At 71.5% G+C, this 12,982-nt stretch carries 13 protein-coding genes; 3 read left to right on the top strand and 10 right to left on the bottom strand.

What is annotated here, in order from left to right; genetic code table 11:
• Positions 1-16 precede the first annotated feature (16 nt).
• Entirely contained in the window at positions 17-790 is a 774-nt protein-coding gene (locus B072_RS0102860; protein WP_018528414.1) for an SDR family NAD(P)-dependent oxidoreductase, read from the top strand.
• 87 nt (positions 791-877) lie between these two features.
• Here B072_RS0102860 and groL read toward each other — a convergent pair whose 3' ends face one another.
• The 4 genes from groL to B072_RS0102840 form a co-directional block, all read right to left on the bottom strand.
• Positions 878-2,506 (bottom strand): chaperonin GroEL, encoded by a 1,629-nt coding sequence (groL, locus tag B072_RS0102855; RefSeq protein WP_018528413.1) that lies wholly within the window; start codon positions 2,504-2,506, stop codon positions 878-880.
• A 160-nt stretch (positions 2,507-2,666) separates the two neighbouring features.
• The gene (gene groES, locus B072_RS0102850; protein WP_018528412.1) at positions 2,667-2,975 is read right to left on the bottom strand and encodes a co-chaperone GroES; all 309 of its coding nucleotides are present in this window, start codon (positions 2,973-2,975) and stop codon (positions 2,667-2,669) included.
• A 415-nt stretch (positions 2,976-3,390) separates the two neighbouring features.
• Positions 3,391-4,221 carry a polysaccharide deacetylase family protein gene (locus B072_RS0102845; protein ID WP_018528411.1) on the bottom strand — a complete coding sequence of 277 codons (831 nt, stop codon included), beginning with the start codon at positions 4,219-4,221 and terminating at the stop codon, positions 3,391-3,393.
• A 41-nt stretch (positions 4,222-4,262) separates the two neighbouring features.
• A complete protein-coding gene (locus B072_RS0102840) occupies positions 4,263-5,192 on the bottom strand; it encodes a polysaccharide deacetylase family protein (protein WP_018528410.1) in 930 nt (309 codons plus the stop codon).
• 83 nt (positions 5,193-5,275) lie between these two features.
• On the opposite strand from B072_RS0102840, the gene B072_RS0102835 reads away from it, so the two are divergent.
• A complete protein-coding gene (locus B072_RS0102835; protein ID WP_018528409.1) occupies positions 5,276-6,463 on the top strand; it encodes a THUMP-like domain-containing protein in 1,188 nt (395 codons plus the stop codon).
• A gap of 31 nt (positions 6,464-6,494) precedes the next feature.
• On the opposite strand, the gene B072_RS0102830 is transcribed toward B072_RS0102835, so the two are convergent.
• The 3 genes from B072_RS0102830 to B072_RS0102820 all read right to left on the bottom strand — a co-directional run bounded on the left by B072_RS0102830 (position 6,495) and on the right by B072_RS0102820 (position 9,337).
• A complete protein-coding gene (locus B072_RS0102830) occupies positions 6,495-7,760 on the bottom strand; it encodes an RNA polymerase sigma factor (RefSeq protein ID WP_018528408.1) in 1,266 nt (421 codons plus the stop codon).
• A gap of 83 nt (positions 7,761-7,843) precedes the next feature.
• Complete coding sequence (locus B072_RS0102825; RefSeq protein WP_018528407.1) at positions 7,844-8,200, bottom strand: YciI family protein; 357 nt, start codon at positions 8,198-8,200, stop codon at positions 7,844-7,846.
• Between the two features lie 156 nt (positions 8,201-8,356).
• On the bottom strand, positions 8,357-9,337 hold the full coding sequence (locus tag B072_RS0102820) for an LCP family protein (RefSeq protein WP_043243222.1): 981 nt from the start codon (positions 9,335-9,337) through the stop codon (positions 8,357-8,359).
• A 242-nt stretch (positions 9,338-9,579) separates the two neighbouring features.
• On the opposite strand from B072_RS0102820, the gene B072_RS0102815 reads away from it, so the two are divergent.
• Complete coding sequence (locus B072_RS0102815; protein WP_018528405.1) at positions 9,580-11,136, top strand: alpha/beta hydrolase; 1,557 nt, start codon at positions 9,580-9,582, stop codon at positions 11,134-11,136.
• Between the two features lie 12 nt (positions 11,137-11,148).
• On the opposite strand, the gene B072_RS0102810 is transcribed toward B072_RS0102815, so the two are convergent.
• From B072_RS0102810 to rimI, 3 genes are read right to left on the bottom strand one after another with little or no spacing between them, the layout of a single operon-like run.
• Positions 11,149-11,397 carry a hypothetical protein gene (locus B072_RS0102810; RefSeq protein WP_018528404.1) on the bottom strand — a complete coding sequence of 83 codons (249 nt, stop codon included), beginning with the start codon at positions 11,395-11,397 and terminating at the stop codon, positions 11,149-11,151.
• Complete coding sequence (gene tsaD / locus B072_RS0102805) at positions 11,394-12,491, bottom strand: tRNA (adenosine(37)-N6)-threonylcarbamoyltransferase complex transferase subunit TsaD (RefSeq protein ID WP_018528403.1); 1,098 nt, start codon at positions 12,489-12,491, stop codon at positions 11,394-11,396. The genes B072_RS0102810 and tsaD overlap by 4 nt, the downstream gene beginning before the upstream one ends.
• Positions 12,484-12,969 (bottom strand): ribosomal protein S18-alanine N-acetyltransferase, encoded by a 486-nt coding sequence (gene rimI, locus B072_RS0102800; RefSeq protein WP_043243221.1) that lies wholly within the window; start codon positions 12,967-12,969, stop codon positions 12,484-12,486. Before rimI ends, tsaD begins: the two co-directional genes overlap by 8 nt.
• Positions 12,970-12,982: the final 13 nt, after the last annotated feature.

Raw genomic sequence — 12,982 nt, 5'->3', positions numbered from 1 at the left:
TCACTAACCTGGTCGCATGACTACGGCACTGATCACCGGATCCACCGCGGGCATCGGCGCCGCGTTCGCCAGGCGCCTGGCCGCGGACGGCCACAACCTGGTCCTCGTCGCGCGGGACACGAAGCGTCTCCAGGACCAGGCGACCGAACTGCACGACCGGCACGGCATCGAGGCCGAGGTGCTGACCGCCGACCTCGCCACGGACGACGGCATCGCGGCCGTCGAGGAGCGGCTGAAGGACCGCAAGAACGCGGTCGACCTGCTGGTCAACAACGCCGGGTTCGGCAACAAGGGCCAGTACCTGGAAGTCCCCATGGCCGACGAGCTGACCATGCTGAAGGTGCACTGCGAGGCGGTGCTGCGGCTGACGTCGGCGGCGACCTCGGCGATGCGCGAGCGCGGGCGCGGCGGCGTGGTGAACGTGGCGTCGGTGGCGGCGTTCGTCCCGCGCGGCACGTACGGCGCCTCGAAGGCCTGGGTCGTGCAGTTCACGCAGGGCGCGGCGAAGGACCTGGCCGGGACCGGCGTGCGCCTGATGGCACTGTGCCCCGGCTTCGTACGCACCGAGTTCCACCAGCGGGCCGGCATGGGCACGGACAACATCCCGAAGTGGATGTGGCTCGACGCCGACAAGCTGGTGGCGGCGGCGCTGGCGGATCTGTCGCGGGGCAAGTCGCTGTCGATCCCGGACCCGCGGTACAAGGCGCTGATGGGGGTCGTGAAGGTGACGCCGCGCGCCCTGCTGGGCGGGGTCACGTCGCGGACGGGGCGGAAGTACGGGCCGCAGTAGGTCGTCGCGTTCGGGTGCGGGCCTGCCCGGAGAATGAGGCGAGGCCCGCCCCCCGAACCGGGAGACGGGCCTCAGGAACAGCTGGGGTCAGTGCGAGTGACCGTGGCCGTGGCCGTGACCGGCCTCGCCCTCTTCCTCGGCCGGCTTCTCGACGACCAGGGTCTCGGTCGTCAGGAGCAGGGAGGCGATGGACGCGGCGTTCTCCAGCGCGGAGCGGGTGACCTTGACCGGGTCGATGACGCCGGCCTTGACCAGGTCGCCGTACTCGCCGGTCGCGGCGTTGTAGCCCTGGCCCTTCTCCATCTCCTTGACCTTGGAGACGATGACGTAGCCCTCCTGGCCGGCGTTCTCACCGATCCAGCGGAGCGGCTCGACGACCGCGCGGCGGACGACCGCGACACCGGTGGCCTCGTCGCCGGTCTTGTCCAGACCGCCCTCGAGGACCTTGGAGGCGTGCACCAGAGCGGAGCCACCACCGGAGACGATGCCCTCCTCGACCGCGGCGCGGGTCGCGGAGATGGCGTCCTCCAGACGGTGCTTCTTCTCCTTGAGCTCGACCTCGGTGGCCGCACCGACGCGGATCACGCAGACGCCGCCGGCCAGCTTCGCGAGGCGCTCCTGGAGCTTCTCGCGGTCCCAGTCCGAGTCCGTGTTCTCGATCTCGGCCTTGATCTGGTTGACGCGGCCCACGACGTCCTCGGACTTGCCGCCACCGTCGACGATGGTGGTGTCGTCCTTGGTGATCGTCACGCGGCGGGCGGAGCCCAGCACGTCCAGACCGGCCTGGTCGAGCTTGAGGCCGACCTCCTCGGCGATGACGGTGGCACCGGTGAGGGTGGCCATGTCCTGCAGCATCGCCTTGCGGCGGTCACCGAAGCCGGGGGCCTTCACGGCGACGGCGTTGAACGTGCCGCGGATCTTGTTCACGACCAGGGTCGACAGGGCCTCGCCCTCGACGTCCTCGGCGATGATCAGGAGGGGCTTCGAGCCGCCCGCCTGGATGACCTTCTCCAGGAGCGGGAGCAGGTCCTGGATGGACCCGATCTTGCCCTGGTGGATCAGGATGTACGGGTCGTCGAGGACGGCCTCCATACGCTCCTGGTCGGTGACGAAGTACGGGGACAGGTAGCCCTTGTCGAAGGCCATGCCCTCGGTGAAGTCGAGCTCCAGACCGAAGGTGTTGGACTCCTCGACGGTGATGACACCGTCCTTGCCGACCTTGTCCATCGCCTCGGCGATGAGCTCGCCGACCTGGCTGTCCTGGGCGGACAGACCGGCGACGGCCGCGATGTCGGACTTCTCGTCGATCGGGCGGGCGGTCGCGAGGAGGTCCTCGGACACGGCCTTCACCGCGGCGTCGATGCCCTTCTTCAGGGCGGCCGGGGAGGCGCCGGCGGCTACGTTGCGCAGGCCCTCCTTGACCAGGGCCTGGGCGAGGACGGTGGCGGTGGTGGTGCCGTCACCCGCGATGTCGTTGGTCTTGGTCGCCACCTCCTTCACCAGCTGCGCGCCGAGGTTCTCGTACGGGTCCTCGATCTCGACCTCACGGGCGATCGTGACACCGTCGTTGGTGATGGTGGGGGCGCCGAACTTCTTGTCGATGACGACGTTGCGGCCGCGGGGGCCGATCGTCACCTTCACCGTGTCGGCAAGCTTGTTGACGCCGCGCTCAAGGGCGCGACGGGCGTCCTCGTCGAACTTCAGGATCTTCGCCATGGGAGCGTTTCAGCCCTCTCGGAAAACTAGGGTGAAGCTTGGTGTGAAACGAACCGCGCCCCTGACCCCGGCTACGTAGACGTCGCGGGTGCCAGGGGCGCAGATCGAAAGCAAAAGCATGTCGCTTCGGTGAAGCGGGTACAGCGGGTAATCCGGTGGATTACTTCTCGACGATCGCGAGGACGTCGCGGGCCGAGAGGACGAGGTACTCGTCGCCGTTGTACTTGACCTCGGTGCCGCCGTACTTGCTGTAAAGCACGACGTCGCCGACCTTCACGTCGAGCGGAAGGCGCTCGCCGTTCTCGAAGCGGCCCGGGCCCACGGCGAGAACAGCACCCTCCTGGGGCTTCTCCTTCGCGGTGTCCGGAATGACCAGGCCAGAGGCGGTGGTCTGCTCGGCGTCGAGCGGCTGGACCACAATGCGGTCCTCGAGCGGCTTGATGGCAACCTTGGAGCTGGTGGTCGTCACGATCCGACCTCCCCCTTCGGAGATCTCACGGGGTTAACTGTCTGAGGTGGCGACCAGGTCGATCCGTCGTCGCGGGTGCCGGACCTGCCCGTCGCTGTTGGCACTCTCCTACGGGGAGTGCCAGAGCCGAGACTATGGCGGCGATTAGCACTCGGTCAAGCGGACTGCTAATCGCCTCCGGCGCGGGGCGGGATTTTCGGCGGGGCCGGGCCTTGTGCGGCTTCGCGTCGCGGGGGTTCTGATCGCGGCCGGGTGCGGGTCTCGTCGTGGCTTCTCGCGCAGTTCCCCGCGCCCCTGGAAGCGAGCTCCGCTCGCCCAGGGGAAGCTGCGCGCAGCGCATGCCTCAGGGGCGTGGGGAACTGCGCGAGAAGCCCCACCGGCCCGCAGCCCGCGAACCGAGCGCACCCCGCACCCCTCAGACGTAGTCCTCCAGGCGTCCCACCGTGAAGCCCTGTTCCTGGATGCGGCGGAGCATGCGCGTCGTCATCTGCGTCAGGCTCGTGCCCTTGAGGTCGGACGGGCCGCGGAAGTGGGTCAGGATGATGTCGCCGGGGCTCAGGCGGTCGCCCTCGGCGTAGCGGAGGTCGTTGATCTGCATCGAGGCGCGCCACAGGACGATCGCGTCGATGCCGCAGTCGCCGGCCGCGCGGAGGGTGTCCGCGTCGTAGTTGCCGTAGGGCGGGCGGAGCAGCCGCGGGGCCGAGCCGAAGCGGGACGCGATCCGGGTCTGCTGGCCGCAGATCTCGGCGTGCTGCTCCACGTACCCGAGGCCGGGCAGGAACGGGTGGGTGAGGGTGTGGTTCTGCACCCCCGCGCCGAGCCGCCGCAGCTGCCCGAAGTGGTCGTAGCCGGGGCCCGCGACGGAGTCCGTGAGGAACATCGAGATCGGCAGCCGCAGATCGCGGACCATGGAGACGAAGCGGGGGTCCTTCTCGGCCCCGTCGTCATAGGTGAGGAAGACGACCTTGTCGCGGGTGGGGACGCGGTCGATGACCGGCGGGACCTTGCCGCGGGCGCGGGGCGCGAGCACCCGGTGGGCTCGGGGCGCCGGGGCCAGCGGGGCGGTCAGGCCCCAGCGGCGGTGGGCGTCCGCGGCGGGCGCGCCGGCCGCCGGGGCAGGGGGCGGGGACGGATGGTGGCGGACCTTCTGCGCGGCCTTCCTGCCCATCCGCTCGATCGGGTCGACGGACTGCGCGCACCCGGTGAGCAGCGCGGCGGCCAGGGCGCAGGCGATCGCCCGCCGCACCCCGAACCGCCGTACGACAGCCCCCGCCCCAGAACCGGTTGTCACAGGTAGTCCTCCAGGCGGGCCACCGCGTATCCCTTGTCGGTGACGTACTTCATGAACGTACGGATCATGTCGGGCATCGTGCCCTTCCAGTCCTCACGTCCCCGGAAATGCGTGAGGATGATGTCGCCCGGATGGATGTTCCGATCCCATTCGCGGTAGTCCAAACGGTCCACGAACACTTCGGCGTTCCAGATCGGCGCGTACTTCACGCCGCAGGACTTGGCCGCCTTCAAGGTGGCCTGGTTGTAGTTGCCGTAGGGCGGGCGGAACAGGGTGGGGCGTTTGCCGTAGCGCTTCTCGATGACGTCCTGCATGCCGCAGATCTCGCGCTTCTGGCCCTCGTAGGACAGGCCCGGCAGGTAGGGGTGGTGGAGCGTGTGGTTGTTCAGGCTCACCCCGGCGCGCTGCATCTTCTTGAAGTAGCCGTAGTCGTCCTTGGCGAGGTAGTCGCTGAGGAAGGCCGTGTACGGGATCTTGAGGTCGCTCATCATCCGCAGGAACTCCGGGTCCTTCTCGGCCCCGTCGTCGATGGTGAGGAAGACGATCTTCTGCTTGGTGGGGATCGTCGTGAAGACCGGGGGGAGCCCCAGTTCCCGCTGGTCGTCGACCTCGAAGCCCTTGCGCGGCGCGATGTGCGGCTTGCGCGCGGGCGGCTCGGGCGCGGTCAGGGGCGGCTTGGCCAGGTCCCAGCGCTTCGCCGCCGCGACGAGCCGGGCGCGTTCGGCCTTGAGCTTGCCGGCGTACGCGTCGAGGGCGCGGGCCGGCGGGGCCTGGAGGGGCTGCTGGCCGGGGGCCGGCTGCGCGGACCCGCCGTCGCCGCCCGCCGCACAGCCGGAGGCGAGGGCGCAGGCGGCCAGAGCGGCGGCGGCGACGCGATACGAAGTCTGCCTTCTGCCGCTTTTTTCGTTTTGTCGTACTAGCTGCATGGCGCCGGATCCTTGCAGCTCAACGCGGTGATCAGGGGCCGACACCGCCGCCGCGCGCGGCATCGTCCACCGACTGGCCCACAATGGGACGGGTGAACGACCCCGCTTCCTTCTCCGCCCTCCTGGCCCCCGTGGGACAGGCCCTGCTCGACGCGCTGCGCGACCACGACCCGGCCCAGGAACTCGCCCTCGCCACCCGGCTGCGCCGCGAGCACCCCGCCGAACTCGTCTCGGCCGCGCTCGCCCAGGCCAGGCTGCGGCAGCGGGCGGCGGCGAAGTTCGGGGCCGAGGACGCGGCCCGGATGTACTTCACGGCGAACGGCGTCGAGCAGGCGACCCGCACCAGCGTGGCCACGTACCGCGCCGAGTCCTTCAAGGCGCTGGGGGTCGGCTCCGTCGCCGATCTGTGCTGCGGCATCGGCGGCGACGCGATCGCGCTGGCCCGCGCGGGGATCTCCGTCCTCGCCGTCGACCGGGACCCGCTGACCTGCGCCGTGGCCAGGGCCAACGCCGAGGCGCTCGGCCTGTCCGACCTCGTCGAGGTGCGGGAGGCCGATGTGACGGAGGTGGAGACGTCCGCGTACGACGCCGTGTTCGTGGACCCGGCGCGGCGGGGCGGACGCGGCCGCATCTTCGACCCCGAGGCCTACTCCCCACCGCTGTCCTGGGCCGTCGCCGCCGCCCTCAAGGCGCAGCGCGCCGCGCTGAAGATCGCCCCCGGCATCCCGCACGAGGCGATCCCGGCGGAGGCCGACGCCGAGTGGATCTCGGACGGGGGCGACGTGAAGGAGGCCGTGCTGTGGTTCGGCACGGAGCCGGGGAGGATGCGGGCCGCGCTGCTGCCGGGGGTGCGGCGGCTGGCCGGGCGGGGGCTGCCGGATCCCGAAGTGCGGCCCGTGGGGCGGTACTTGTACGAGCCCGACGGCGCCGTCATCCGGGCGCACCTGGTCGCCGAGGTGGCCGAGGAGGTCGGGGGCGGGCTCGTCGACGAGATGATCGCGTACGTGACGAGCGACGAGCTGCGGCCCACCCCGTACGCCGCCGCCTACGAGATCACCGATCAACTCCCTTTCAACGTGAAGAAGTTGAAGGCGCTGCTGCGCGAGCGCGGGGTCGGGGTGCTGACCGTGAAGAAGCGCGGGTCGGCCGTGGAGCCCGAGGAGTTGCGCCGCAAGGTGATGCCGAAGCCTTATGGGAAGGCTTCGGCGACGGTGTTCCTCACCCGGGTGGTCGGCGCCCCGACGATGCTGGTGGGCGCCCCCGTCGGCTGAGGTCGCGGGGCTCTGCCCCGGACCCCGCTCCTCAATCGCCGGAGGGGCTTGATCTGCCGAGCAGGAACTCCCGTTCCCGTTCGTTGCGGGTGAGCGCGGCCGCCCGCGCGAACTCCGCCCGCGCCTCCGCCACCCGGCCAAGACGTTCCAGCAGGTCCCCGCGCACGCTGGGCAGCAAGTAGTAGCCCTGGAGCGCGGGTTCGCCGGCGAGTTCCTCCACGATCGCGAGCCCCGCCGCCGGGCCCTCGGCCATGGACACCGCCACCGCCCGGTTCAGCTCGATCACCGGGGAGGGGGCGCGGGCCGCGAGCAGGGCGTACAGGGCGGCGATCCGCGACCAGTCGGTGTCCGGGTACCGCAGGGCCTGCGCGTGGCACGCGGCGATCGCGGCCTGCAGCACGTACGGGCCCGGCCCGTCGCCCGGCAGGGTCGCCTCCGCGTGGGCGAGGGCGGTGAACCCGCGGCGGATCAGGAGCCGGTTCCACTGCGTCCGGTGCTGGTCCTTGAGGAGGACGGGCGCGCCGTCCGGTGCCGTGCGGGCGGCCGCGCGCGAGGACTGGAGTTCGAGGAGCGCGGCCAGGCCGTGCACCTCGGACTCCTTCGGCATCAGCGACTGGAGCACGCGGGCCAGCCGCAGGGCGTCCTCGCACAGCCCCGGGCGGAGGTAGTCGTCGCCCGCCGTGGCCGCGTACCCCTCGTTGAAGATGAGGTAGATGACCTCGAGGACCGAGCCGAGACGGGCCTCCCGCTCCGCGCCGAACGGCACCTCGAAGGCGACGTTCTTCGTCGCGAGGGTGCGCTTGGCGCGCACGACGCGCTGGGCGACCGTCGGCTCGGGCGCGAGGACCGCGCGGGCGATCTCGGCGGTGGTCAGCCCGCCGAGCAGGCGCAGGGTGAGGGCGACCCGGGCCTCGGCGGACAGCACCGGGTGGCAGCTCATGAAGACGAGCCGCAGCAGGTCGTCGTCGATGTCGTCGGGGTCGGCCACGACCCCGGCCTCCTCGTACGCGAACTCCGTCGCCCGGCCGACCTCCTCCAGCTTGCGGGCGTAGTTCTCACGACGCCGTACGAGGTCGACGGCGCGGTGCTTGGCGGTGGCCGTCAGCCAGGCGCCCGGGTTGTCCGGGACACCGGCGTCCGGCCACCTCTCCAGCGCGGCCACCAGCGCGTCCTGCGCCAGCTCCTCCGCGATGCCGACGTCCCGCACGATGCGGGTGACGGCGGCGATGACACGCGGCGCCTCCATGCGGAAGACGGTCTCGATGGCCCGGGCCGTGCTGTCGTGTCGCTCTGTCACGACCCACCATCAGACACCGAAGACGCCACCCGGCCAAGGCTCGACCCGGCCTGGAGCCCGTGCCGGGACCCCGGCGGGGGGGCTCAGCCCTCGGCGATCTCCCGCACCTCGCAGGTCGCCGTCCAGTGCTCCTCGTGGACCTGCAGGAACTTCTTGGACCACTCGACGGCCTCGGCCAGGTCCTTGCACTGCATCAGGGCGTAGCCGCCGATGACCTCCTTGGACTCGGTGAACGGCCCGTCCGTGACGGACGTCTTCCCGCCCTCCCAGCGCACCCGCTTGCCCTGGTCGTCGGGCAGCAGCCCGGCGGTGTCGAGCATGACGCCCGCCTTGGTGATCTCCTCCAGCAACTCCCCCATCCGCTGCTCCAGCTCGGGGCTCGGCCCCTCCGCGGGGCGGGTGGTCTCGTCGATGCGGATGATCGAGATGTAGCGCGGCATGGTGACTCCTCCGGTCCGGCGGGCCGGTCCTTCCCGGCCTCTCACCCCTGCGTCGAACGGGCCGCCCCCGGATCGACACACACGCCGGATCTTCTCCGAGGATTCTTTACGCGGCCCCGGAAACGGCTCCGCCGGCTCCGACCGCTTCCACGGTTCCTACCGCAGCGATTTCCACAGGTCGCTCGCCTCCGGCTCGTCCGCCACGACCCGGTTGGCGTCCGAAGGGGCCTGGACGACCGGCATCATCACCGTCTTCACCGCGTCGGCGGACAGGCCCTCCAGGCTCCGCGCCAGACCGGACAGTTCGGTGAGCGAGTCGAGGCCGGTGTCGGCCGTGAGGCTGCCGGTGGCGGCGTCGGCGACCTTGTAGAGGCGGGTGGGGCTGGTGAGCAGTCCGGAGTCGGAGACCTGTCCCACCAGCGCCTTCACCAGCTGCTGCTGGAGCTTGATGCGGCCGAGGTCGCTGCCGTCGCCGACGCCGTGCCGGGTGCGGGCGAAGGCGAGGGCGGCCTTGCCGTCGAGGTGGTGCTCGCCGGCCTCCAGGTGGAGGTGGCTGAGGTCGTCGTCGATGTCCTGGTCGGTGGTGACGTCCACACCGCCGAGCGCGTCGACGAGCTTCGCGAAGCCCGAGAAGTCGATCTCCAGGTAGTGGTCCATGCGGACCCCGGTGAGGGTCTCGACGGTCTTCACCGCGCAGACCGGACCGCCCAGCGAGTAGGCGCTGTTGAACATGACGCCGTACGCGACCGCGGTCGTGCCGCCGGACTCGGTCGGGCAGGAAGGACGCTCGACGAGGGTGTCGCGCGGGATGCTGACGACGGTCGCCTCCGTCCGGTCGGCATCGAGGTGCAGGACCATCGCGGTGTCGGAGCGGGCGCCGCCGCTCGGGCCGCCGCCGAGGGCCTTGTTCGCCTTGCCGGAGCGCGAGTCCGAGCCGAGGACGAGGATGTTGAGGACGCCCTTCTCGACCGGTTCCGCCGAGGCCGACGCGGAGGGGGACGCCGACGCCGAGGGGGACGCCGCCACCTGGTCGGCCCGCATCGGGCGGTTGTCGCCGAGCGCCTTGTCGATGTCGACGCTGCGGATGTTGTGGTCCAGGTGCCAGTACATCCAGCCGGCGCCCGCGCCGCCGAGCACGAGGGCACAGCCGAGCACCACACCCGCGGTCTTCACCGCACGCCCACGGAACCGTTTCTTCTCAGTCACTGAGGGAACGTAAGTCCGAATTATTACAGCGGTAAACCTCTCGCCCCGCTTCTTCGGAAAATTTCAGACACCGCACCCCCACGAATCCCCCTGTACCCGGGCATCTCTTCCCCGCTCCCCCGTACGCCCCGTGCGGCGCGCGGGCCTCGCGCACCCGCCCCAGCATGAGCTTCATGATCCTTCGCATCCGCCGGTCACCGCGCCCCGTGGCCTGGCTGACCGCGGCGGCCTCCCTCGCGGCCGCGTCCCCCGCGCTCCTCGCCGCCCCACCGGCCGCCGCCGCGCCCGCGCCTGACGTGGTGTGGGGTTCGTGCCCGGCACCGGACGCCCTCCAGGGCTCGGGCCCCGCCCCCGGCCCCGACTGGCAGTGCGGCACGCTGAAGGTGCCGCTCGACCACGCGGAGCCGGACGGCCGGCAGATCTCCCTCGCCCTGATCCGCAAGCCCGCCACCGGGCCCGGCGAGCGCATCGGCTCGCTGATCCACAACTTCGGCGGCCCGGGCGGCTCCGGGGTCGGCGCGCTGCCCGGCTGGGCCGAGGACCCGGGCTTCGAGCAGCTGAACTCCCGCTACGACCTGGTGAGTTTCGACCCGCGCGGGGTCGGCCGCTCCACCGCGGTGACATGCCTGACCGACGCCGAGACGGACCGGTTCAACGACCTCGACAACTCCCCCGACACCGAGGCCGAGGCCCGCCTCTGGATGGACGCGGCGAAGAGCTACTCGGCGGCCTGCGCGCGCCGCTCCGGCGACCTGCTGCCGCACCTGCGGACCACCGAGGTCGCCCGCGACCTGGACCTGATCCGCGCGGCGGTCGGCGACGGGAAGCTGCACTACCTCGGCTTCTCCTACGGCACCCAACTCGGTGCCACCTACGCGCACTTGTTCCCCCGCAAGGTCGGCCGGGCCGTGCTCGACGGCGCCATGCACCCCGACAAGTCGTACACCGACTGGGGCCTGTACCAGCTCAGGGGATTCCAGCTGGCCCTCGACCACTTCGCCGAGGCGTGCGTGCGGGGCCGCTACGTCTGCCCGATCCACCGCGAGTCGGCCCAGGAGGTCGAGGACCTGCTCGTCCGGGTCGTCGCCACGCTCGACAGGCGGCCCCTCCCACTGCCCGACGGACGGAAGCTGACCGGTTCGATGGTGCAGGGCGCCATGCTGCAGTCCCTCTACAACGCCGGGTACTGGCCGACCCTGGCCGCGGGCGTCGCCCAGCTGTGGAACCGGAGCGACCCGAGCCGCCTGATGCCGCTCGTCGACTCGTTCCTGGGCCGCGACGACAAGGGCCGCTACAGCAACGGCACCAACGTCTACATCGGCACGAGCTGCGCCGACAGCGGCGTCCCGGTCACCGAGCGGCGGATCCGCGCGCTGCTCCCCGCGTACGAGAAGGCGTCCCCGCTGTTCGGCGCCACCTTCGCCTGGTCGCTCAACCAGTGCCTGAACTGGCCGGTCAAGGGCGCGTCCGACCACATGGACGTCTCCGCGCCGACCGCCCCGCCGATCCTCGTCGTCGGCAACACCGGCGACCCGGCGACGCCCTACGACGGCGCGCCCGCCCTGGCCGAGCGGCTCGGCCCCGGCGTCGGTGTCCTGCTCAGCTGGAAGGGCGGCGAGGGCCACTGCGGGTACGCGCACGGCAGCGACTGCGTCGACCGGGCCGTCAACGCCTACCTGCTGGACGGCAAGGTGCCCCGCGACGGCGCGGAGTGCACCGACGGCGCGTAGGCCGTCGCCGCCTCAGACGGTCTCGAACCGCCACCTGTGCACGGCCCGCGAGACCAACTCCCCGTCCGGCTCCGGAAGTTCGGGGAGTTCGGCGTCGTAGGCGGCGTCCCACCAGGTGATGACGAGCACCCGGTCCTGGGGCGCGCGCAGCGTGTCGCGGCGCAGCGGCTCGCGCTCCAGGCGCTGCTCCCCGACCCAGGCCAGCAGCTCCTCGCCCCGGCCCGCGACGGCCCGGGCCTCCCACATCAGGGCGACGCTCACGAGTACAGGTTCTCCTTGCTGACCTCGTGCACGTGATCGTGGTCGTGGTGGTGCCCGGGTACGTGCGTCTCGGTCACCGGCAGCGACGAGTCCGCCGACAGGTCCCAGGAGGACGCGGCCCGGTTGCGGGCCACCATCTCGGCGCCGAGCGCGGCGACCATCGCGCCGTTGTCCGTGCACAGCTTGGGGCGCGGCACGCGCAGCCGGATACCGGCCCGCTCGCAGCGCTCCTGGGCGAGCGCGCGCAGCCGCGAGTTGGCCGCGACACCGCCGCCGATCATCAGGTGGTCGACGCCCTCGTCCTTGCAGGCCCGCACGGCCTTGCGGGTCAGCACGTCGACGACGGCCTCCTGGAAGGACGCCGACACGTCGCGCACCGGCACGTCCTCGCCTGCCGCCCGCTTGGCCTCGATCCAGCGGGCCACGGAGGTCTTCAGGCCGGAGAAGGAGAAGTCGTAGGCGGGGTCGCGCGGCCCGGTGAGCCCGCGCGGGAAGGAGATGGCGTTCGGGTCGCCCTCCTTCGCGTACCGGTCGATGACGGGCCCGCCGGGGAAGCCGAGGTTGAGCACCCGGGCGATCTTGTCGAAGGCCTCGCCCGCCGCGTCGTCGATGGTCGCGCCGAGCGGCCGCACGTCGGAGGTGATGTCGGTGGAGAGCAGCAGCGAGGAGTGCCCGCCGGAGACGAGCAGCGCCATCGTCGGCTCGGGCAGCTTGCCGTGCTCCAGCTGGTCGACGCAGATGTGCGAGGCCAGGTGGTTGACGCCGTAGAGCGGCTTGTCGAGCGCGTACGCGTACGCCTTCGCGGCGCTCACGCCGACGAGCAGGGCGCCCGCGAGGCCGGGACCTGCCGTGACGGAGATGCCGTCGAGGTCCTTCGCCGTGACGCCGGCGTCCTTCAGGGCGCGCTGGATCGTCGGGACCATCGCCTCCAGGTGCGCGCGGGAGGCGACCTCGGGGACGACGCCGCCGAAGCGGGCGTGCTCGTCGACGCTGGAGGCGACGGCGTCGGCGAGCAGGGTGGTGCCGCGGACGATGCCGACGCCGGTCTCGTCGCAGGAGGTCTCGATGCCGAGGACGAGCGGTTCGTCAGCCATGGTTCTTCTCTTCGGTCGCTTTCTCAGTAGTAAGGCGCATCACGAGGGCGTCCACGTTGCCCGGCTGGTAGTAGCCGCGGCGGAAGCCGATCGGCTCGAAGCCGAAGCGCTCGTAGAGCTTCTGCGCCCGGGTGTTGTCGACGCGCACCTCGAGCATCACCTCGGCGACCTCGAAGGCGGTGGCGTGCCGCAGCAGTTCGGTGAGCAGCCGGGCGCCGAGCCCGGTGCCCCACTGGTCGCGGGCGACGGCGATGGTCTGCACGTCGGCGAGGTCCTCGGACGCGGCGAGGCCGCCGTAGCCGAGCAGCCGCCCGTTCGCGCCGCGCTCGTCCTTCTCGTACGCGACGACGTACCGCCGCGTCGAACCGACCCCGCGCGCGTGCGAGAGCTCGGACCAGAACATGCCGCGCGACCAGGCGTCGTCCGGGAAGAGGTCCTTCTCCAGGGCGAGTACGGGATCGATGTCCCACCAGCGCATCTCGCGCAGCTCG

Source organism: Streptomyces sp. HmicA12, assembly GCF_000373565.1.
Lineage (GTDB): Bacteria > Actinomycetota > Actinomycetes > Streptomycetales > Streptomycetaceae > Streptomyces.
Note: the sequence above shows the minus strand (reverse complement) of the source record. Positions and strands in the feature narration are given on the sequence as shown.